General features: G+C 72.9%; 18 protein-coding genes and 1 pseudogene. 9 read left to right on the top strand and 10 right to left on the bottom strand.

Annotated features, from left to right (window positions below; all coding sequences use genetic code 11):
• Positions 1 to 45: 45 nt before the first annotated feature.
• Positions 46 to 903, bottom strand: coding sequence for a helix-turn-helix domain-containing protein (locus FXF52_RS35180; protein ID WP_148803813.1), 858 nt, complete (start codon positions 901 to 903; stop codon positions 46 to 48).
• Between the two features lie 121 nt (positions 904 to 1,024).
• Between FXF52_RS35180 and FXF52_RS35175 the strand changes: the two genes are divergently transcribed.
• Together FXF52_RS35175 and FXF52_RS35170 are read left to right on the top strand one after the other, a co-directional pair.
• Entirely contained in the window at positions 1,025 to 2,005 is a 981-nt protein-coding gene (locus tag FXF52_RS35175; RefSeq protein WP_148803811.1) for an acyl-CoA desaturase, read from the top strand.
• Positions 2,006 to 2,194: 189 nt separating this feature from the next.
• The gene (locus FXF52_RS35170) at positions 2,195 to 2,878 is read left to right on the top strand and encodes a TetR/AcrR family transcriptional regulator (protein ID WP_148803815.1); all 684 of its coding nucleotides are present in this window, start codon (positions 2,195 to 2,197) and stop codon (positions 2,876 to 2,878) included.
• Between the two features lie 20 nt (positions 2,879 to 2,898).
• Here FXF52_RS35170 and FXF52_RS35165 read toward each other — a convergent pair whose 3' ends face one another.
• The 6 genes from FXF52_RS35165 to FXF52_RS35140 form a co-directional block, all read right to left on the bottom strand.
• Positions 2,899 to 3,360, bottom strand: coding sequence for a DUF4383 domain-containing protein (locus FXF52_RS35165; RefSeq protein ID WP_148803809.1), 462 nt, complete (start codon positions 3,358 to 3,360; stop codon positions 2,899 to 2,901).
• Positions 3,361 to 3,478: 118 nt separating this feature from the next.
• Positions 3,479 to 3,934 carry a DUF4383 domain-containing protein gene (locus tag FXF52_RS35160; protein WP_148803807.1) on the bottom strand — a complete coding sequence of 152 codons (456 nt, stop codon included), beginning with the start codon at positions 3,932 to 3,934 and terminating at the stop codon, positions 3,479 to 3,481.
• 94 nt (positions 3,935 to 4,028) lie between these two features.
• Positions 4,029 to 5,828, bottom strand: a complete 1,800-nt coding sequence (locus FXF52_RS35155; protein WP_148803805.1) for an ABC-F family ATP-binding cassette domain-containing protein — start codon at positions 5,826 to 5,828, stop codon at positions 4,029 to 4,031.
• A gap of 246 nt (positions 5,829 to 6,074) precedes the next feature.
• On the bottom strand, positions 6,075 to 7,028 hold the full coding sequence (locus tag FXF52_RS35150; RefSeq protein ID WP_148803803.1) for a 4-(cytidine 5'-diphospho)-2-C-methyl-D-erythritol kinase: 954 nt from the start codon (positions 7,026 to 7,028) through the stop codon (positions 6,075 to 6,077).
• Positions 7,029 to 7,113: 85 nt separating this feature from the next.
• On the bottom strand, positions 7,114 to 7,983 hold the full coding sequence (rsmA, locus tag FXF52_RS35145) for a 16S rRNA (adenine(1518)-N(6)/adenine(1519)-N(6))-dimethyltransferase RsmA (RefSeq protein ID WP_148803801.1): 870 nt from the start codon (positions 7,981 to 7,983) through the stop codon (positions 7,114 to 7,116).
• A 64-nt stretch (positions 7,984 to 8,047) separates the two neighbouring features.
• Positions 8,048 to 8,953 carry a TatD family hydrolase gene (locus FXF52_RS35140; RefSeq protein WP_148803799.1) on the bottom strand — a complete coding sequence of 302 codons (906 nt, stop codon included), beginning with the start codon at positions 8,951 to 8,953 and terminating at the stop codon, positions 8,048 to 8,050.
• Positions 8,954 to 9,111: 158 nt separating this feature from the next.
• Between FXF52_RS35140 and FXF52_RS35135 the strand changes: the two genes are divergently transcribed.
• A complete protein-coding gene (locus FXF52_RS35135) occupies positions 9,112 to 10,350 on the top strand; it encodes a hypothetical protein (RefSeq protein ID WP_148803797.1) in 1,239 nt (412 codons plus the stop codon).
• Positions 10,351 to 10,410: 60 nt separating this feature from the next.
• On the top strand, positions 10,411 to 11,262 hold the full coding sequence (locus FXF52_RS35130) for an alpha/beta fold hydrolase (RefSeq protein ID WP_148803795.1): 852 nt from the start codon (positions 10,411 to 10,413) through the stop codon (positions 11,260 to 11,262).
• Between the two features lie 60 nt (positions 11,263 to 11,322).
• Here the strand turns inward: FXF52_RS35130 and metG are convergent, their stop codons facing one another.
• Together metG and rsmI are read right to left on the bottom strand one after the other, a co-directional pair.
• The gene (gene metG / locus FXF52_RS35125; protein ID WP_148803793.1) at positions 11,323 to 13,125 is read right to left on the bottom strand and encodes a methionine--tRNA ligase; all 1,803 of its coding nucleotides are present in this window, start codon (positions 13,123 to 13,125) and stop codon (positions 11,323 to 11,325) included.
• A 163-nt stretch (positions 13,126 to 13,288) separates the two neighbouring features.
• Positions 13,289 to 14,128, bottom strand: coding sequence for a 16S rRNA (cytidine(1402)-2'-O)-methyltransferase (gene rsmI, locus FXF52_RS35120; RefSeq protein ID WP_370518067.1), 840 nt, complete (start codon positions 14,126 to 14,128; stop codon positions 13,289 to 13,291).
• Positions 14,129 to 14,220: 92 nt separating this feature from the next.
• On the opposite strand from rsmI, the gene FXF52_RS35115 reads away from it, so the two are divergent.
• The 3 genes from FXF52_RS35115 (at position 14,221) to FXF52_RS35105 (ending at position 18,556) form a co-directional block, all read left to right on the top strand.
• The gene (locus FXF52_RS35115; RefSeq protein WP_148803789.1) at positions 14,221 to 15,918 is read left to right on the top strand and encodes a dolichyl-phosphate-mannose--protein mannosyltransferase; all 1,698 of its coding nucleotides are present in this window, start codon (positions 14,221 to 14,223) and stop codon (positions 15,916 to 15,918) included.
• A 563-nt stretch (positions 15,919 to 16,481) separates the two neighbouring features.
• Complete coding sequence (locus tag FXF52_RS35110; protein WP_148803787.1) at positions 16,482 to 17,759, top strand: VWA domain-containing protein; 1,278 nt, start codon at positions 16,482 to 16,484, stop codon at positions 17,757 to 17,759.
• A 2-nt stretch (positions 17,760 to 17,761) separates the two neighbouring features.
• Positions 17,762 to 18,556: a peptidase gene (locus FXF52_RS35105; RefSeq protein WP_148803785.1), complete on the top strand. Its 795-nt coding sequence runs from the start codon at positions 17,762 to 17,764 to the stop codon at positions 18,554 to 18,556.
• A gap of 54 nt (positions 18,557 to 18,610) precedes the next feature.
• Here FXF52_RS35105 and FXF52_RS35100 read toward each other — a convergent pair whose 3' ends face one another.
• The gene (locus FXF52_RS35100; RefSeq protein ID WP_148803783.1) at positions 18,611 to 18,880 is read right to left on the bottom strand and encodes a hypothetical protein; all 270 of its coding nucleotides are present in this window, start codon (positions 18,878 to 18,880) and stop codon (positions 18,611 to 18,613) included.
• 185 nt (positions 18,881 to 19,065) lie between these two features.
• On the opposite strand from FXF52_RS35100, the gene FXF52_RS35095 reads away from it, so the two are divergent.
• On the top strand, positions 19,066 to 19,722 hold the full coding sequence (locus tag FXF52_RS35095) for a 4'-phosphopantetheinyl transferase (protein WP_148803781.1): 657 nt from the start codon (positions 19,066 to 19,068) through the stop codon (positions 19,720 to 19,722).
• Between the two features lie 77 nt (positions 19,723 to 19,799).
• Positions 19,800 to 20,495 (top strand): annotated as a pseudogene (locus FXF52_RS35090) (hypothetical protein); the annotation flags it as partial.

Below are 20,495 nucleotides of genomic sequence, written 5' to 3'. Positions count from 1 at the left end.
AACAGCCGTCCGACGAAACTGGCACATGGCAGATGACCCTCTCAGTCAATCGTCGACTCGTTCTGGTGCAGGCTCCGTGGCGGCGAAGATTTCGGCAACCAGTCCTTCGATCCGCCAGTAGAGCTCGCGACTGCCCGGCACGTTGATCACCAGACAGCCGTGATAGCCGTCACCCGTGTTCCGCCGTAACGTGGCGATCCGGTGCCGTTTGACAGTCGCACGCTTGACGCGGTCGGCAGGTAGCCCGAGTCTCTCCACCCACCATCGGGTCGCCGCCTCGGCGTCGGCCGATTCGTGGATGCTCAGCCGGTACGTGGGCACTTCCCGATCGATTCCGCACGCCGCCAGAAAGCGCAGGAAGAGCGAAAGGATCCCGGGGTCGCTGTTGATGAACTGAAGGTGGTCGTCCCGCCGCCAGGGTTTCGACTTGGTGCCCTCACACCAGTAAATGGCCGCGCCAAGCAGCAACAGGTCTCGCTCGTCCAGCGCCCCGACCGCCGCCGCCCCGCGAGCCTGCTCGGCGGCCTGCGCGGCGTCCCGCGCCTCGCGATGCGCCGACCACCGGGCGTCGGTCATCAGCTTCGACCGGGCCCGGCGCCGTTCCGCCGCCGCGTCGTCCGGATCCAACGGCAGGTGCTTCACCCACTGGTACGCGGTCGACTTCGCCACGCCGAGCTGGTGCGCGATCTCGTTGACCGATCGCCCGTCGGCGCGCAGCCGCACCGCTTCTGCCCGCAGCGCGTCCTTGGCGTTGGGGCGCCGGGTCCAGTCGGGCGGCGGCACGCCGCGCAGCAGTGAGTACGCCCGGTCGCGGCCGATGCCCAGCCGGGCGCATATCGCACGGACGGAGAGCTGCTCCTCGACGCGCAGGCGGCGCGCCTCCTCGGCAAGCGGGTCGGTCACGGGCGCAGGTTAGAACGCGCGTACGACAAGGAAGTCCATTCACATCCGAGACTGTCCGCTGCGATCTAGGCCGCCGCTGGTTACGGTGACGTAGGCGTAACCCGTCCCGCTGGGAGGTGCCATGTCGACCGCCCTGACCGGCCCGAACACCGGGCCGAAGCCGCTGACCGAGGGCCACCAGTCCCGGGGCATCCTGGTCGCCCTCTGGGCTTTCGTGGTCGTACCGTTCCTGGCCCTGCTCGCCGCCGTACCGATCGCCTGGGGCGGTTGGCTGGGCTGGACCGATGTGCTGGTGGCCACCTTCTGGTACATGCTGTCCGGGCTCGGCGTCACCGTCGGCTACCACCGTTACTTCACCCATGGCTCGTTCAAGGCGAAACCGTGGCTGCGGGTGGTGCTCGCGGTGGCGGGCTCGTTCGCCGTGCAGGGCGAGGTCATCCAGTGGGTGGCCGACCACCGCCGGCACCACGCCTTCTCCGACCTGGAGGGCGACCCGCACTCGCCGTGGCGATTCGGGGAGAGCGTCGGCGGGCTGACCCGCGGGCTGTTCCACGCGCACGTCGGCTGGCTGTTCAACCGGGAACTGTCCAACCGGGAGCGGTTCGCCCCGGACCTGCTCGCCGATCCGGCCACCCGCCGCGTCGACCGGCTGTTCCCCGTGCTGGTGGCGGTCTCGGTGCTCGGACCGGCCGCGATGGGCGGGCTGCTCACCTGGTCGTGGCAGGGTGCCCTGACCGCGCTCTTCTGGGGCGGGCTGGTCCGGATCGCGCTGCTGCACCACGTCACCTGGGCGATCAACTCGGTCTGCCACGTCTACGGGGAGCGCCCGTTCGCGGTGCGGCAGGGCGATCGGGCGGCGAACTTCTGGCCGCTGGCGCTGCTGTCGTTCGGGGAGAGCTGGCACAACCTGCACCACGCCGACCCGACCAGCGCGCGGCACGGGGTGCTGCGGGGCCAGCTCGACCCGTCGGCGCGGGCGATCTGGCTGTTGGAGAAGGTGGGTGCGGTGTGGGCGGTGCGGTGGCCGAAGCCGGAGCGGATCACCGCGAAGTTGGTGGAGCCGGAGCGGATCCGGGCCCGGTCGGCGGGGCGGGAGCGATAACGGGTCGGTCGGGCGCGGGGCGGCCTGGCAGGATGGCCGGGTGACCGACCTTCAGCGCCGCCGACCGGCGGGCCTGCCCGGCGGCCGGATCCGCGGCGGCCGCGACGCCAGGCTGCGGGTCCGGGAGGCGACGACATGAGCGCGCAGCTCCCCCGGCAGGGCGGCACCGAGCGCCGGCGAGGTGACGAGATGACCGAGGTTCCCGGCGACAAGGCCGGTGTGGCCCGGCGGCGGACGGTCCCGGCGAAGTCGTCGTCGCGGGTGCGGATGTCCGCGGCGCAGCGCCGCGAGCAGTTGATCTCGATTGCGCGGCAGATCTTCGCCGAGCGCGGTTTCGATGCCACCTCGATCGAGGAGGTGGCCGCCCGGGCCAAGGTCTCCAAGCCGGTGGTCTACGAGCACTTCGGCGGCAAGGAGGGGCTGTACGCGGTGGTGGTGGACCGGGAGGTCCGCTCGCTGCTGGACCGGATCACCACGGCGTTGACCGCGGGGCATCCGCGGGAGCTGTTGGAGCAGGCGGCGTTGACGCTGCTGACGTACATCGAGGAGGAGACCAGCGGGTTCCGGGTGCTGGTCCGGGAGTCGCCGTTGATGTCGGCGACGGGCAATTTCAGCAGCGTGATGAACGATGTGGCGCACCAGGTGGAGCACATCCTGGGCGCGGAGTTCTCCAGCCGGGGGTACGACCCGAAGCTGGCGGAGCTGTACTCGCAGGCGCTGGTCGGCATGGTGGCGTTGACCGGGCGCTGGTGGTTGGAAGTGCGCAAGCCGCGTAAGGAGACGGTCGCGGCGCACCTGGTGAACCTGGCCTGGAACGGCCTGTCGCACCTGGAGGCGAAGCCCGGTCTGATCACGTCCCGCAAGCCGGGGTGAGCCGGCGGCGCGTCGCCGCGCTAGGCGACTGAGTGGCGGCGGCGCCGCATTTCCGCCTCGGCGTGCTCGGGCGGGCCGACCTTGTCGTAGAGGCCGGTGGCGAGCAGGATCAGCCCGAACAGCATCGACACGATGACGGTCGACATCGAGAAGTTGAGGATGTTCGCCGTGGTCTGCAGCACGGACATCATCACGATGCTGGTGACCAGGAAGACCACCCCGGCGGTCAGGTTCATGTAGTGGCCCAGGTTGGTGCGGCGGGACGCGCCGATCAGCAGGAAGGCGCCGAACAGCACCGAGACGATCGAGAACGCGAGGTTGGTCCGGAGCCCGAGCGCCCAGTGGCTGCCCCGGCCGAAGAGCGACTCGCCGGCGGTCAGGAACACGCCGTACACGCCGAAGACCAGTATGTAGAGACCGATGATCCCGGAGAGGACCCGGTAGAGCGGCCGTGCGGGATGGTTCACCGGGAAGTGCGGCATGGGATCCTCCAGCCAGGTGACCAATTCACGGCTATTGTCACCCGCCCTGTCCGACTCTGTCCCCCAAACGCCGAAGGCCCGGCCGAAGCCGGGCCTCCCGCGCAAACCGCAGGCGGAATCAGAGCACGAGGCGAGCCTTCTCGAAGGCTTCCCGCTCCTCGTCGGTGCCGACCTTGCCGTACATGCCGACCATCAGCAGCACCAGGGCGAGGACCAGCGTCACGATGACGGTGGCGACGCTGAAGTTGAAGATGTTGGCGTCGGTCCGCAGGGACGCCAGCTCGGCCAGGCCGAGGACCATCAGGGCGTACGACAGCCACTGGTTGATCATCACGTCGAGGTTCCGGCCGAGCACGGTGCCGAGCAGGATCAGGGCGCCGAGGACGATCGCGACCAGCGAGAAGCCGAGGTTGGTGCCCTGGCCGAGGGCCGTGATGTCGTCCTGGGCGAAGAAGTCGTTGCCGACGCTGGCGATGACGCCGAGGACGCCGAAGACGACGAAGTACAGACCAACGAGCCCGCCGATCGCCCGGTAGATCGGCCGCGCGGGGTGGTTGACGGGGGTGTGGGCCATCTCAGCGTCTCCAAGACCGTTTGGATGAGGGGTCGCCTGCGATTGTCCCGTACGCCGGGCTGTGACGCCGCACACCCCCCACCCCGTGTCGGCGTCAGCCGGCCGGCAGCTCCTCGGCGAGGGTCAGCCAGGCCTCCTCGGTGCGTTCCCGCTCGGCCCGCAGCTCCTTCAGCTGGGCGTCCAGCTCGGCGACCTTGGCGTAGTCGGTGGCGTGCGCGGCGAGCTGGGCGAGCAGGTCGGCCTCCTTCTGCTCCAGCTTGGCGACCTGCCGCTCCAGTTTGGCGAGTTCCTTCTTCGCGGTGCGTACCTCGGCGGCCGACAAGCCCTCGCGGGCCGGTGCGGCCGTGCCCGGGGTGAGGTCGGCGGGGGCGGGGCCGCCACCCGCGGCGGCCCGGGCCAGGTACTCGTCGACCCCGCCGGGCAGGTGCACGAGCCGGCCGTCGCCGAACATCCCGTACGCGACATCGGCGACCCGCTCGATCAGGTACCGGTCGTGGCTGGCCACCACGATCGTGCCGGGCCAGGAGTCGAGCAGGTCCTCCAGCGCGGCGAGGGTGTCGGTGTCCAGGTCGTTGGTGGGCTCGTCGAGGAGGAGCACGTTGGGCTCCCCGGCGAGCAGGCGGAGCATCTGCAGCCGGCGGCGCTCACCGCCGGAGAGGTCGCTGACCGGGGTCCAGAGCCGGCGGTCGTCGAAGCCGAAGATCTCGGCGAGCTGGGCCGCGCTGATCTCCCGGTCGCCGAGCTGGACGCGCCGGGCCACCTCCTCGACGGCCTCGAGGACGCGCAGGTGGCCGGGGAGTTCGGCGAGTTCCTGGGAGAGGAAGGCGGGTCGCACGGTCTGCCCGGTGGTGAGGCGCCCGCCGTCGGGGCGGGTGACGTCGGCCAGCATCCGCAGCAGTGTGGTCTTGCCGGCGCCGTTGCGGCCGAGGATGGCGACCCGGTCGCCGGGGCCGACCTGCCAGGTGACGTCGTGCAGGATCTCCTTCGGGCCGGCGTGCAGGGTGACCTGGTCCAGGTCGTACACCTGCTTGCCGAGCCGGGCGGTGGCGAGCCGTTGCAGCGACATGTTGTCGCGCGGCGGCGGGACGTCGGCGATGAGTTCGTTGGCCGCCTCGATGCGGAACTTCGGCTTGGACGTCCGGGCGGGCGCGCCGCGGCGCAGCCAGGCGATCTCCTTGCGGAGCAGGTTCTGCCGGCGGGCCTCGGTGGCGGCGGCGACCCGCTGCCGCTCGGCCCGGGCGAGGGTCCACGCGGCGAAGCCGCCCTCGTACGCCCGGACGGTCTGGTCGGCGACCTCCCAGGTGGTGGTGCAGACGGCGTCGAGGAACCACCGGTCGTGGGTGACCACGACGAGGGCGCCCTTGCGGGTGACCAGGTGCCGGGCCAGCCAGTCGACGCCGCCGACGTCGAGGTGGTTGGTGGGCTCGTCGAGGATGAGCAGTTCGGCGTCGCGGACCAGCAGTGCGGCGAGCGCGACGCGGCGGCGCTCGCCGCCGGACATCGGGCCGACGGGCGCGTCGAGGCCGAGGTGCGGCATGCCGAGGCCGTCGAGGATGGCGCGCACGCCGGCGTCGCCGGCCCACTCGTGCTCGGCGCCCATGCTCTCGCCGAGCCAGGCGGTGCCGAGGACGACGTCGCGGACGGTGGCCTCGGGGGCGAGGTTCAGGGTCTGCGGCAGCCAGGACACGCGCAGGTCGCGGCGGTGGGTGACGCGGCCGTCGTCGGGTTCCTCGGTGCGGGTGAGCAGCCGCAGCAGGGTGGACTTGCCGGCGCCGTTGAGGCCGACCACGCCGACCCGGTCGGCGTCGTCGAGGCCGAGCGAGACGTCGGTGAGCAGCGGCCCGGCAGCGCCGTACCCCTTGGACACCCGGTCCAGGTTGACGATGTTGGCCACTATCCCACCTTTCATGATCAAGGCGTCCCGGTGCCGGCGGGCACCTGGGGACGCCTGGCCCCTCAGGGTACGCGGGCCGGACGTCGGCCCCGGTGAGGGTCAACGATCCCGGACGCCCGGTTTGTTCCGCCAGGTCGCCGACCTGGCGGTGTCCGGGCCGCCGGGACACCGCCACATCGGCGACGTCGAGTCGATCTTGCTCGACCGGCCAGCGGCGCCAGGCCGGGCCTGGGTGGGCCCGGCGGGTCAGACGACGCGGGCGCCGGCCACCGGGCCGTGGGCGACGCGGGCCTCCCGGCAGACCCCGGCGGCGGACAGCTCGGCGGCGATCCGCCCGGCGTGGGTCTCGTCCGCGGCCAGGAAGACGCAGGTCGGCCCGGAACCGGAGACGATCCCGGCGAGCGCGCCGGCCGCCTCGCCGGCCTTGAGGGTCTCGGTGAGGGCGGGCCGCATGGTGAGCGCGGCGTCCTGGAGGTCGTTGCCGAGGGCGGCGGCGAGCACCCGGGGGTCGCGCTGGCGCAGCGCGGCGAGCAGCGCGTCCGTGCTGCCCAGCGGCACTCCGGCGGTGCCGGCGTCGCGGAGCCGGTCCAGTTCCCGGTAGGCGGCGGGGGTGGAGAGGCCACCCTCGGCGATCGCCACCACCCAGTGCCACGAGGTCGGCCGGGCCAGCACCGGGCTGACCGCCTCGCCCCGGCCGGTGCCCAGCGCGGTGCCGCCGTGGATCAGGAACGGCACGTCGGAGCCGAGGTCGGCGGCGATGCCGGCCAGCTCGTCGCGGGACAGCCCGGTGCCCCAGAGCGCGTCGCAGGCGACCAGGGTGGCGGCGGCGTCGGCGCTGCCGCCGGCCAGCCCGCCAGCGAGCGGGATCTGCTTACGCAGGTGCAGCCGCGCGTGCGGCGGGACGCCCGCGTATCCGGCGAGGGCGTGGGCGGCCCTGATCACCAGGTTGGAGTCGTCCAGGGCCAGCTCGCCGGCGCCCTCGCCCTCCATGGTGAGGGTGAGGGTGTCGCCGCGGCGGGCGGTCAGCTCGTCGTAGATCGAGATCGCGTGGTAGACGGTGTTCAGCTCGTGGAAACCGTCCCGGCGCAGCGGCCCCACCCCGAGGTGCAGGTTGATCTTTGCGGGCACCCGGACCTTCACCGGCCCGCTGGCCCCGCGCCGCTGCTCGTCCTCGTCGTCCGGTCGCCAGGCCTCGGTCACAGGGCGATGTCCCGTGGGCGCAGGCGGATGTCGAACGGCTTCTCCACGATCAACTCCTCGGCGGGGTCGGGCAACGGCGCCCAGCCTACTGGGCGGCGGCGGAAACCGTCGGGGCCGACGCGGCGATGGCGGCGAACTGCTCCACGGTCAGCGACTCGCCACGGGCGCCCGGGTCGACGCCGGCGGCGGTGAGCGTCGCGGCCGCCCGGTCGGCGCCGCCGGCCCACCCCGCCAGGGCGGCGCGCAGGGTCTTGCGGCGCTGCGCGAACGCCGCGTCGACCACCGCGAAGACCGCCTCCCGGCGGACGTCGGCGCGGGGCGGCTCCCGGCGGGTGAAGGCGACCAGCCCGGAGTCGACGTTCGGCACTGGCCAGAACACGTTCGGCGGGACCTTGCCGGCGGCCCGGGCCCGGGCGTACCAGGCGAGCTTGACCGACGGGACGCCGTACACCTTGGAGCCGGGACCGGCGACGAGCCGGTCGGCGACCTCCTTCTGCACCATCACCAGTCCGTGCCGCAGGGTGGGCAGTTCGGCGAGCAGGTGCAGCACCACCGGCACGGCGACGTTGTACGGCAGGTTCGCCACCAACGCGGTGGGGGCGGGTGCACCCAGGTCGGCGGCGGTGACCCGGAGCGCGTCGGCGGGGTGGACGGTGAGCCGGGCGGCGTCCGGGCCGGCGAACCGGGCGGCGGTCTCCGGCAGCGCGGCGGCCAGCGCCGGGTCGATCTCCACGACGTGCACGTGCGCGGCGACCGGGAGCAGGGCCAGGGTGAGCGAGCCGAGCCCGGGCCCCACCTCAAGCGCCACGTCGTCGGGGGCGAGCCCGGCGGTGGTGACGATCCGGCGGACGGTGTTGGGGTCGTGCACGAAGTTCTGGCCGAGTTTCTTGGTCGGCGTCACGCCGAGACGCGCGGCGAGCTCCCGGATCTCCGCCGGGCCGAGGAGACCGGTCACGCCCCGTAGCGTATGCGCCCGCACTGGCCTGACCGGAGGGGACCCTTCTCCAGGGCTCCTCCGGTCACCACGGGCCGAAGACGCGGTCGCCGGTCGCGGAGATCACCGCACAGAGCTCGTCGAGGTCGGCCCCGGTGGTCGCGGCCAGGGACCGGACGGTGAGCGGGATCAGGTACGACGCGTTCGGCCGCCCCCGGTGCGGCATCGGGGTCAGGTACGGGGCGTCGGTCTCCACCAGCAGCTGGTCGATTGGCGTCACCGCGGCGGCCTCGCGTAGCGACCCGGCGCTGCCGAAGGTGACCGTGCCGGCGAAGCTGAGCAGGTAGCCCCGGCGGACGCAGTCGCGGGCGAAGTCGGCGTCGCCGGAGAAGCAGTGCAGCACCACCGTGTCGGGGGCGCCCTCGTCGTCGAGGATGCGCAGCACGTCGGCGTGCGCGTCCCGGTCGTGGATCACCAGCGCCTTGCCGTACCGCTTGGCGATGGCGATGTGCGCGCGGAAGCTCTCCTCCTGGGCGGCCCGCCCCTCGTCCCCGGTACGGAAGAAGTCCATCCCGGTCTCGCCGACGCCACGTACCCGGTCGCGGGCGGCGAGGGCCTCGATCTCGCGCAGCGCCTCGTCCAGGTCGGCCAGGCGGGGCGCCTCGTTCGGGTGCAGCGCGACGGTGGCCAGCACGGCGCCGTAGCGCTCGGCGACGTCGGCGCCCCAACGGGACGACTCGACGTCCACGCCGACCTGGACGAGCCGGTCCACGCCGACGCCGACGGCCACCGCGATCGCCGCGCCGACCGCATCGTCGGCCGGTCCGCCGGGTACGCCGTACTCGCCGACGGTGATGTCCAGGTGGGTGTGGCTGTCCAGCACGGGACGGGGCAGCGCCTCCGGGGCAGGCGGGAACTCGCCGGCCCGGCGGGCGGCGCGCTGCTTGCGGGTTTCGGTCCGCTCGCTCGGCTGTTCGGTTGGCTCGGTCATCAACCAAAGGATCACACACTGGTCGGGTCCACCCGCCCGCCACCTCGTGTTCACCTCCACTACCCAGGGCGAACCTACCGTCGCGGGGTGACCGACCGGAGCGAGCGAACCATCGGGCTCAGCAGCGAGCGGACGACCCGTGCACCGGTCGTGACGCCATGAGTGTCACCCCTCGGGCCAGCGGGGACGCGGACGAGCGGACCGGCCTGCACGTGACGTACGAGGGCCGGGTGCACCCGGCGGAGGAGATCGCCCGGGGCGCGGCGTACGAGCTGTTCAGCGCCGAGGAGGTGCCCGGCTTCGAGTGGGTGCCCCGGCCGGGGGTGGCGTACCCGTGGCGGAAGTTCGTGCACGTCAGCGAGGTGAGCGCGGTGCACGGGGCGGCCGAGCCGGCCGAGGAGGCGGACCCGCCACTGCTGATGCCGGTGCACCGCGCGCACGGCTGGGCGTACCTGCACCAGCTCAGCCAGCAGCCGGCCGCGGCCGCCGACCCGACGCTCGCCGCGGTGCGCGCCTCCGCGGTGATCCGGCCGGGCACCCGGATGGTGAAGGTGCTCTCCGCCCGCCAGCTCGCCGGTTACGTGCGGGGTTGGCTGCCGCACGGCTTCTGCTACCGGGAGCACGACGTGGCGCACCTGCGCACGCCGGCCGGGATGGCGGTACTGCGCGGCGACGGCGAGGGCGGCGACGTGGCGTACGCGCTGCGCTGGCGGGCCGCCGACCCGGCCGATTACGCGGTGCCGGCCGGCCCGGCCTACGAGGGGCTGACCGCGCTGCCGCCGCGGGACCGGCTGGGGCCGCCGGTGCTGGGCACCGGGTTCGTGCCGAGCACCGCCCAACTCGTCCCGGAGTTCGTCACCCGGGACTTCGCCGACCTGCCGATGCCCGCGAACGCCACCCTGCTCGCCTACCCGGCGGACGGGGTGGAGGTGGTGCTCTACACGTATCAGGCGGAGCAGCGGGGCTGGCTGCGGCTGGTCGGCCGGCAGTGGCGGCACCTGCTCGCCGCGGTGCCCGGGCTCTCCCCCGACCAGGAGTACGTGCCGACCGGTGACGCGCCCCGCTCGACCCAACTCGTCGGCGCGTACGGGGACAGCGAGTACGAGGCGGTGGCCGACCAGCCGGGCGGCTTCCGCGTGCTGGCGATGACCCGGGCGGCCCGGTATCCGGTGGAGTCGGTGGCCCGGCGGCTGCGGTACGCCACCTGGCGCGGGGTGCCCTGCCTAGTGCTGCGGGAGGAGTCGGGCTGGCTGCGGCTGCGGTTGTGCCGCCCGGATCCGGACGCGGTGGTGGCCACCGGGGCGCAGTGCCACGAGCGGGGCGTCTACGAGGCATGGGCGCCGGGCCCCGAGGTGACCGACGACCGGGTGGTCGACCTGCCGTACCGGACGGCATAACCGCCGACGGCGCGGGAATGCGCCGGGGTCCGTTTGGCACCCCAGCTCAGGAGACCCGAGATGCCCTTCATCACCGTCGGCACGGAGAACTCCGCGCCCATCGACCTGTACTACGAGGACCACGGTTCCGGACAGCCGATCGTGCTCATCCACGGTTTCCCGTTCAACGGGGCGACGTGGGAGAAGGTGACCATCCCGCTGCTGAACGCCGGATACCGGACGATCACCTACGACCGGCGCGGCTTCGGCAACTCCGCCCAACCGACCGCCGGGTACGACTACGACACCTTCGCGGCCGACCTGGACGTGCTGATGACGGAGCTCGACCTGCGCAACGCGATCCTGGTCGGGCACTCCATGGGCACCGGCGAGGTGACCCGCTACCTGGGCACGTACGGGTCCAGCCGGGTGGACCGGGCGGTGCTGCTGGCCCCGCTGGCGCCGATGCTGTTGAAGACCCCGGACAACCCGGAGGGCGTGGACAAGAGCCTCTTCGACGGTTTCCAGCAGGCCATCCTCAACGACCGCTTCGCCTTCCTGACCCAGTTCTGCCAGAACTTCTTCAACTACGACGAGAACACGGGCACGTTGGTCAGCGACGAGGCGTTCCGGGCGCACTGGGAGATCGGCGCCCGGGCGTCGGCGAAGGGCACCCACGACTCCGTGACCGCGTGGCAGACCGACTTCCGGGGCGACCTGGGCCGGATCGACGTGCCGGTGCTGATCGTGCAGGGCGACAAGGACGCGGTGCTGCCGTACCCGGCGACCGGGCAACGGTTGCAGCCGATGCTGCCCGGCAGCCAGTTGATCACGCTGCGGGGCGCGCCGCACGGCACCCCGTGGACCAACGCCGCCGAGGTGAACAAGGCGATCATGGAGTTCATCGGCGCGCCGTCGATGGCGCGCGCCTGACCGGCGCGGACGGCGCGGCCCCGGGGAGGTGTCCCCCGGGGCCGCGGTCGTCGGTCGGGCTCAGCCGGCGAGCCGGGCCAGCTCCTCGTCGACGATGGACGGGTCGAGCTTGCGGAACACCGGCTTCGGCGCCGCGAGCGGCCGACCCACCGCCAGGGGTACGGATTCCCAGCGCGCGCCGACCGTGTAGTCGCCGGTCAGCACCGGGTACGCCGGCCCGCCGTCGAGATCCCGCACCTCCTCGATCACCGGCATCGGCGCGTGCACGCCGGTGCCGCCGAGCAGCTCGTGGATCTTCTGCGCGGAGTGCGGCAGGAACGGGGTGAGCAGCGTGTTGGCGTCGCTGACCACCTGGAGGGCGACGTGCAGGATGGTGCCCATCCGGGGCTTGTCGTCCTCGCCCTTGAGCTTCCAGGGCGCCTGTTCGGAGAGGTACTTGTTCGCCTCGGCGACCACCTTCATCGCCTCGCCGATGGCCTGCTTCTGCCGGTGCTTGGCGATCAGGTCACCGACGACGGTGAAGCCGGCCCGGGCGGTGGCGAGCAGCGCCTCGTCGGCCTCGGTGAGGCCGGCCGGGTCGACCGGCGGGATGGCCCCGAAGTTCTTCGCCGCCATCGAGATGGACCGGTTGACCAGGTTGCCCCAGCCGGCGACCAGCTCGTCGTTGTTCCGGCGGAGGAACTCCGACCAGGTGAAGTCGGTGTCGTTGCTCTCCGGGCCGGCGACCGCGATGAAGTAGCGCAGCGCGTCGGCGTCGTACCGCTGCAGGAAGTCCCGGACGTAGATGACGACCTTGCGGGACGAGGAGAACTTGCGCCCCTCCATGGTCAGGTATTCGCTGGAGACCACCTCGGTGGGCAGGTTGAGCCGGCCCAGCTCGCCCGGCTCGCCGTCGCGCGAGCCCTCACCCGAGTAGCCGCCGAGCAGCGCCGGCCAGATCACCGAGTGGAAGACGATGTTGTCCTTGCCCATGAAGTAGTAGCTGCGAGCGTCCTTGCCCTCGCCGTCGGCGGACCACCACTTGCGCCAGGCCTCCGGGTCGCCGGTGCGGCGGGCCCACTCGATGGAGGCGGACAGGTAGCCGATGACCGCGTCGAACCAGACGTAGATGCGCTTGTCGGCGCGGTCGCGCCAGCCGTCGAGCGGGATCGGCACGCCCCACTCCAGGTCCCGGGTGATGGCCCGGGGCTGCAGGTCGTCCAGCAGATTGCGGGAGAACCGGAGCACGTTGGGCCGCCAGCCCTCCCGGGTGTCCAGCCACTGACGCAGCGCGTCGGCCAGGGCCGGCAGGTCGAGGAAGTAGTGCTCGGTCTCGACGAACTCCGGCGTCTCGCCGTTGATCTTCGACCGGGGATTGATCAGGTCGATCGGGTCGAGCTGGTTGCCGCAGTTGTCGCACTGGTCGCCGCGGGCGCTGTCGTAGCCGCAGATCGGGCAGGTGCCCTCGATGTAGCGGTCGGGCAGGGTGCGGCCGGTGGACGGGGAGATCGCCCCGGTGGTGACCTTGGGGACGATGTAGCCGTTGCGGTGCAGCCCGAGGAACAGCTCCTGCACCACGGCGTAGTGGTTGCGGGTGGTGGTCCGGGTGAACAGGTCGTACGACAGGCCCAGCGCCCGCAGGTCCTCGGCGATCACCCGGTTGTAGCGGTCGGCCAGCTCGCGCGGGTTGACCCCCTCGGCGTCGGCCTGCACCTGGATCGGGGTGCCGTGCTCGTCGGTGCCGGAGACCATGAGCACGTCGTGGCCGGCCATTCGCATGTACCGGGCGAAGACGTCGGAGGGAACGCCGAATCCGGATACGTGGCCGATGTGGCGCGGGCCGTTGGCGTAGGGCCAGGCGACCGCGGCGAGAACGTGACTCATGAGCAGCAAGCCTAGTGATTGCCCGGGGGCGGCCGCGAACCAATAGGACGCGTCCCACGCATCGACTCGTTGATCATCGCCGGCTTCCTGGCCGCCGTCGGGTGAGCCGGTGTTAGCAGGGGGCCCTTCCTATACCGGAGGCGTTAACCGGGGGCGCTTCCTTTCAGGTGTGCACGACGGTGTAGACCTCGCGCCGGCGCAGCCCGTACTCGGCGGCGACCTCGGTGACGGCGTCCCGCCGGGACAGCCCGGCCGCCTCCCGCGCGGCCACCGCGGCGCGCAGCGTGTCGTCGTCCGGGCGGGTTGCGGCGGCCGGCGGCGCACCCGCCACGACCAGGGTGATCTCGCCGCGCGGCTCGCCCGCCGCGGCCCACTCGGCCAGCTCGCCCAGCGGCCGGCGGACCACCTCCTCGTACGTCTTCGTCAGCTCCCGGCAGAGCGCGGCGGGCCGGTCCGAGCCGAACGCGGCGGCCAGGTCGGCCAGCGCGCCGGCGATCCGGTGCGGGGCTTCGAAGAGGACCAGGGTGCGCTCCTCGGCGGCGAGGGCCCGCAGCCGGGACCGGCGGGCGGCCGGCGTGCGGGGCAGGAAACCCTCGAAGCAGAACCGGTCGCAGGGCAGCCCGGAGAGCGCCAGCGCGGTGGTCACCGCGCTGGGCCCGGGGGCCGCGGTGACCGGGAAGCCCGCGTCGAGGGCGGCCCGGACCAGCCGGTAGCCGGGATCCGAGACGCTGGGCATGCCGCCATCGGTGACCAGCGCGACGGTGTAGCCGGCGCCGAGCACGTCGACCAACTCCGGGGTACGCCGCTCCTCGTTCCCCTCGAAGTAGGAGACGATCCGGCCGGCCACGGTGACCCCGAGGTCCCGGGCCAGCCGGGTGAGCCGCCGGGTGTCCTCGGCGGCCACCACGTCGGCGGTGGCGAGCACCTCGCGGAACCGGGCCGACGCGTCGGCCGGGTTGCCCAGCGGCGCGCCGAGCAGCACCACCCGCCCGACCTCGGACATTTCACCCACGGAGTGCGCTCCTTCATCGACAGCCGTGCCAATCTCGGAGACGACGGGCGCCACCGGGCACCTTCGCAGCCTACGATCGCCGGGTGACGAGTGCCTCGACAGCACAGAGCGCGGACGCCGGCCGGGCCGGAGCGGACCGGACGGCCACCGGCCTGCCCATCGCCGATCAGGGCGGGGCGACCGGCGTCCCGGCTGTCGTCCGGCGGCGACTCGCCACCCTCGACGCCCGCCTCGACGGGCACGCCTGGCTGGCCACGACGATCGTGGTGGCGATCGCGGCGATCCTGCGCCTGGTCGGGCTGAGCGGCCCCAAGGGCAAGATCTTCGACGAGATCTACTACGCCCGGGACGCGTACGGGCTGATCGACAAGGGCGTCGAGTGGAACTACAAGGACAACGGCCCGTCGTACGTGGTGCACCCGCCGCTGGGCAAGTGGCTGATCGGGTTCGGTGAGTGGGCCTTCGGCTACCAGGACGCGGAGACGAAGATCTCCGTGCCGGGGCACCTGACCACCACCGCTCCCGAGTTCGGCTGGCGGATCGCGGCGGCCGTCGCCGGCACCCTGTCGGTGCTGCTGCTGGTCCGGATCGGCCGGCGGATGTTCCGCTCCACCACGCTGGGCTGCGCGGCCGGCCTGCTGCTCGCCCTGGACGGCTTCCACCTGGTGCTCTCCCGCACCGCGCTGCTCGACATCTTCCTGCTGCTGTTCGTGCTGGCCGCGTTCGGCGCGCTGGTGCTGGACCGGGACGCCCGGCGACGCCGGTGGGCCCGAGCCCTGGACGCCGGGCTGGACCCGTCGACCCCGGGGCGGGCCGGCCGGCCGCCGTCCGGCTGGCGCAACTGGCCCTGGTGGCGGCTGGCCGCGGGGGTGCTGCTCGGCTGCGCCTGCGCGGTCAAGTGGAGTGGCGTCTACTTCGTGCCGGCCTTCGCGCTGCTGGTGATCTTCTGGGAGGTCGGCGTCCGCCGTTCGGCCGGGGTACGCCACCCGTGGCGCGACGCCCTGCTGGACGAGCTGCCCTGGCTGCTGCTGGCCGGGGTGTTGATGGTGGCCACCTACGTCGCCACCTGGTCGGGCTGGCTGTTCACCGACGACGGCTACTACCGGCTCGCCAGCCGCTACCCGAACACCCCGGGGCTGAGCGACACCCCGGTGGTCGGGCCGCTGATCAACCTCTGGGAATATCACAAGGCCGCGTATGGCTTCCACACCCAGCTCGACGAGCCGCACAAGTACCAGTCCTGGCCGTGGCAGTGGCTGCTGCTGGGCCGGCCGGTCGCCTTCTACTGGTCCGGCGACGGCAACTGCGGCGCGCCGCAGTGCGCGAGCGAGATCCTGCTGCTGGGCACCCCGCTGCTCTGGTGGTCGTTCCTGCCCGCGCTGGGGGCGCTGGCCTGGCTGGGCCTGGCCCGGCGGGACTGGCGAGCCGGGGCGATCCTGCTCAGCGTGGCCGCCGGCCTGCTGCCCTGGTTCTGGTTCGCGCTGGACGGCCGGACGATGTTCTCCTTCTACGCCGCGCCGGCGCTGCCGTTCCTGGTGCTGGCGGTGACCTACGTGCTGGGGGCGATCGCCTCGCCGGCACCGGCGCCCGCCCCGACCACGGCGGCCCCGCCCGGCGAGCGAGACGTCGCCGACCGCCGGCTGGTGGGCGGAATCATCGCGGGCGCGTACGTGCTGCTGGTCGGGCTCTGCTTCGCCTACTTCTACCCGGTCTTCGTGGGCCGGCTGATCACCTACGCGAGCTGGTCCGCCCGGATGTGGCTGGACGGTCGCTGGATCTGACACCCCGGCGGGTGCGGGACACAAAGAAGCGCGCCCCGATCGCCTGCCACGGGGGAAGCGGGCGATTGGGGCGCGCAGAAGAAGCTTAACCACGCCGGATCACCCGCACAACTGGTCGTCACAGGTCAGATTCCTGACCGACGGACCCCGGCGAGGACGATTCGCCCACGACAGCTAACCCACCGTCATGGCGCGAAGACATTACGAGATCCTTACGGCTTCGTTCCGCGCCGACCCCTGGTCCCCGTCCGACCCCGGAGGCCAAGGGGAGCGCTTTCCAGGCCGCGCCGGGACGCGAGGCGGAGATGATCTCCAGAGACTTCCCCTCTTTGAGCGGGCATGAACACAAAAGCGGTGTCCGCCCCGTTCGATACCTATTCGGACTCGCAATCCGGATATGCGAATGACGAAATATCCGCCGCCGGGCAACCTCAGAAACTCGGCCATGTCGCCCTATTCGCCTTGATAGCCCCTCCCGGCGGCCCTCCACCTTCCGTTCGATGAGCCGGGGGCTGCCACCACCCGGATGATCATCCAAAGTGGATCTCACTACACTTCGCCCGGTGATCAACAAGAGAGGATCGGCGGCCGTCCTCATTGGACTGCTGGCGGCGACCGCGCTGATCGGTCCGACACCCGCCCGGGCCGGCGATGACACCCCCGAAACCCCCGCCGAGCCACCCAAGGTCGAGTTGGTCCTCGACGTCAGCGGCTCGATGCGGGCCCGCGACATCGACGGGCGCAGCCGGATCTCGGTCGCCCAGCAGGCGTTCAACGAGGTCGTGGACGCGCTGCCGGACGAGACCGAGCTCGGCATCCGGGTGCTCGGGGCCACCTACCGGGGCAAGGACAAGAAGCAGGGCTGCCTGGACACCCAGCAGATCGTGCCGGTCGGCCCGGTGGACCGTGCGCAGGCCAAGGCGGCCGTGGCCACGCTCCGGCCGACCGGGTTCACCCCGGTCGGGCTGGCGCTCCGCTCCGCCGCCCAGGACCTCGGCACCGGCAGCACCGCCCGCCGGATCGTGCTGATCACCGACGGCGAGGACACCTGCGCCCCGCCCGATCCCTGCGAGGTGGCCCGCGAGCTGGCCGCCCAGGGCACCAAGCTGGTCGTCGACACCCTCGGCCTGGCCCCCGACGAGAAGGTACGCCGGCAGCTGCTCTGCATCGCCGGGGCCACCGGCGGCACCTACACGGCGGCGCAGAGCGCCGACGAGCTGACCGGCCGGATCAAGCAGCTCGTGGACCGGGCCCGGGACACCTACACCGCCACCCCGACGGTGGTCGGCGGGTCGGCCGAGTGCGACAACGCCCCGCTGCTCGGGCCGGGCGTCTACACCGACCGGGAGGCGTTCGCCGAGCACCGCTGGTACCGGGTGCCGGTGCGTCCCGGGCAGGAGCTGCGGGCCTCGGTCAGCGTCGCGCTGGACCGGCCGGTCAACCCCGACTACGGCGTACTGCTGCGGGCCACCGCGACGGACGGGCGGGAACTCGTCCGGGGCGTCGACGCCGGCAGCGGGCGTACCGACGTGGTCTCCGCCGGCCTGCGCTGGTCCGCGGCCGAGGACACCCCCACCCCGAGCCCGAGCGGCACGCAGACCGCCGAGACGGTGTGCCTGGTGGTCAGCAACTCCTTCGCGGCCCGGCCCGGCACCCAGGTCACCCCGGGCATGCCGGTGGAGCTGACCGTGGACGTGGTCGCCGCGTCCCCCGCCCCGGACGGGCCGGACCTCGGCCGGGGCTGGGCCCTGCTGCTCCTGCTCACCCTGGCCGGGCTGGTCACCGGGCTGGTCGCCGGGCTGCTCACCCGCTGGTGGGTGGCCACCTGGAGGGAGAACTGAGGATGCGTACGCTGATCCGCGCCACGGCGGCGCTGGCCACCATCGGCTTGACCCTCGCCCCGACCGCCGCCTCGGCCGCGCCCACGTCATCGCCAGGGACGGCCACGCCGTCGCCGGGAGCGGCCACGGTCACCAAGGCCGGCACCTCGTTCCTGACCGCCACCGCCATCGCCGCCGGCCAGCCGGTCCAGGTCGGTGCGTCGACCGGCGACCACCTCTACTGGTCGTTCCGGGCGGAGGCCGGGCAGACCCACCACATCGCCGCCACCGTCTCCTTCCCGAAGGGCCGCACGGGCGCGTCCACCTGGACCGTCGAGGTCTTCGACGGGCTGCGCCGCCGGCAGGCCTGCACGGCCGGAGCGCAGACCCCGACCGCCGACGCGACGGCGACCAGCGTCAGCCTCGGCTGCACGCTGCGCCGGGTCCGGCCCTGGGCCGAGCCGTGGTCCGGCGACCCGCTGCCCGGCACCTACTACGTCCGGCTCTCGGTCACCGACGTGCCGGAACCCGACCTGGGCCTGCCGATCGACGTGGACCTGCTGGTCAGCGTCGACGGTGAGGGCGGTGCGTCCGGCGACGACGGCGAGCTGGCGGCGCCGCTGGTGCCCAACACCCGGGCCGGGACCCTGCTCACCGCCGAGCCGACCCCCGAACCGGCCGTCGAGGAGGAGTTCAACCTCACCGGCTGGCTCCCGGAGGCCGGCTCGCGCTGGGTCTGGACCACCGCCGGCGGGGTGCTCGCCGCCGTGGCGGGCGTGGTGGGCTTCGCGCTCACCCGGCGGCCCCGCCGGCCCTGACCCGCCACCGGTGGCCGCCGCGAACCCGAGCGCGGCGGCCACCGGAGGCGCCGATCAGAAGGGACGCGGCTGCCGCGGCACCCAGCCGATGAACCGGTCCTGCAGCGACGACACCGGCGCGGATCGCAGGTCCTTCGTGGCCGCGGCCAGGCAGGAGCCCAGGTAGACGCTCAACGAGGCACGGTCCACCCGGTACTCGGCCAACAGCCGAGTCCGCTTGGTGGCGCACGGCCAGTCGTCGCCGCAGGAGCCGCAGGTCCAGTCGGGGGTCACCGGCGCGTGCTCGTCCGGCTGGAATCCCGACGCCTTCGCACCAGGCGCCATCGGCATATCCCTTCAGATATGGACGTTTCACTGTCGACCGTTGCCCCCCAGAACGCCCCTACAGCGTCCCGGGACGCTCCGGCGTTACATCGTTGCGGTACGTTGACCGTCCATGGCCGCCGCGCACCTCCCCGATGGCGGGAAACTTCCTCCCCACCTGTGCCAACGCGCGTCGAGGGCGGACGATGCGTGACCTCCTGCCGCCGGTGGTCGCGGTGGCCGTGGCCGGCCCCGACGACTGGTCCGGCACGCTGCTCCCCGCCGAGTCGGCCTGCCTCAGCGACCGGGCGGTGGAGAGCCGGCGCCGGGACTTCACCGCTGGGCGGATGTGCGCCCGCCGCGCCCTGGCCGGGCTCGGGCTGCCGGCCGCCGCGGTCACCTCGGCATCCGACCGGTCCCCGATCTGGCCGGTCGGCGTGGTCGGCAGCATCACCCACACCCGGGGCTACTGCGCGGCCGCCGCCGCCCGGGCCACCGACGTCCGCTCGGTGGGCATGGACGCCGAGCGCCACCGGGAGCTCAACCCGGGGGTACGCCGGGCGATCTGCCTGGCCGAGGAGGAGGCGGACCTGGCCCGGCTGCCGACCGGCGTCCCCTGGCCGACCGTGGTGTTCAGCATCAAGGAGACCGTCTACAAGGTCTGGCACCCGGTCGTCGGGACCTGGCTGGACTTCCACGACGCCCGGGTCACGCTCGACCCGGACGCCGGCACGTTCACCGCCCGGATCGCCCCGGCGCGGCTCGAAACGGCCCCGCTCGCCGATCCGCCGGCGTCGATCACCGGACTGTTCGCCGTGGACGCGGATCTGGTCCGCAGCGCCGCCGTACTGGGACTCCGCTGAGGTCCCGGCGGTCGGCTTGGCGGCGGCTTGTACCGTCGTCCCGAAACTGAAGAGCTTCGAAGGCGCCAAGGAGCATGGTGAGCCACCCTCAGCCTCCGTTCGGGCCGCAGGACCCGAACCAGCAACCCCCGGAACCGCCGACCCAGGCGTTCCCCACCGCGCCGATGCCGCCGGTGCCGGGCAGCCCGTACGCGCCACCGCCCACGCCGGACAGCCCGTGGGCGCAACAGCCGCCGGTCTCCGGGGCCCCGCAGCCGCCGACCTCGGGGGCACCGTACCCGCCGCCGGCCGCCCCGCAGCCCCCGACCACGCCGTTCCCGCAGGTCGCCGGCGCACCACAGGCGCCGCAGCCGCCAACCGCCGGCGCGGGCTACCCACCGCAGCCGCCGACCTCCGGCGCGGGCTACCCGCCGCAGCCGCCGGCCTCCGGGGCGCCGTATCCGCCGGCCGGGGCGTATCAGCCGGGTGAGGCGTACCCGCCAAGCGGCCCGTACCCGCCGGCGCCCGGGCAGCCGTTCGCCGCGCCGCCGGCCAAGAAGTCCAACAAGAACGTCTGGATCATCGTCGGCATCATCGCGGCGGTCCTGCTGCTGCTCTGCTGCGGCGGGGGCATCTTCGCCATCTACAGCGGGGCGAAGAAGGCGCAGGACGCGGTGGATAGCCTCCCCACCCCGGCGGTGACCTACGGCGACCTGCCCACCCGCGGGACGGACCCGACGCCGGAGGCGGACCAGACCGACGGCGAGACGTTCAACATGAAGCCGGGCGACACG

The sequence above is a fragment of the Micromonospora sp. MP36 genome, from assembly GCF_008119785.1.
GTDB lineage: Bacteria > Actinomycetota > Actinomycetes > Mycobacteriales > Micromonosporaceae > Micromonospora.
This window is presented reverse-complemented; position numbering and strand designations above follow the sequence as displayed.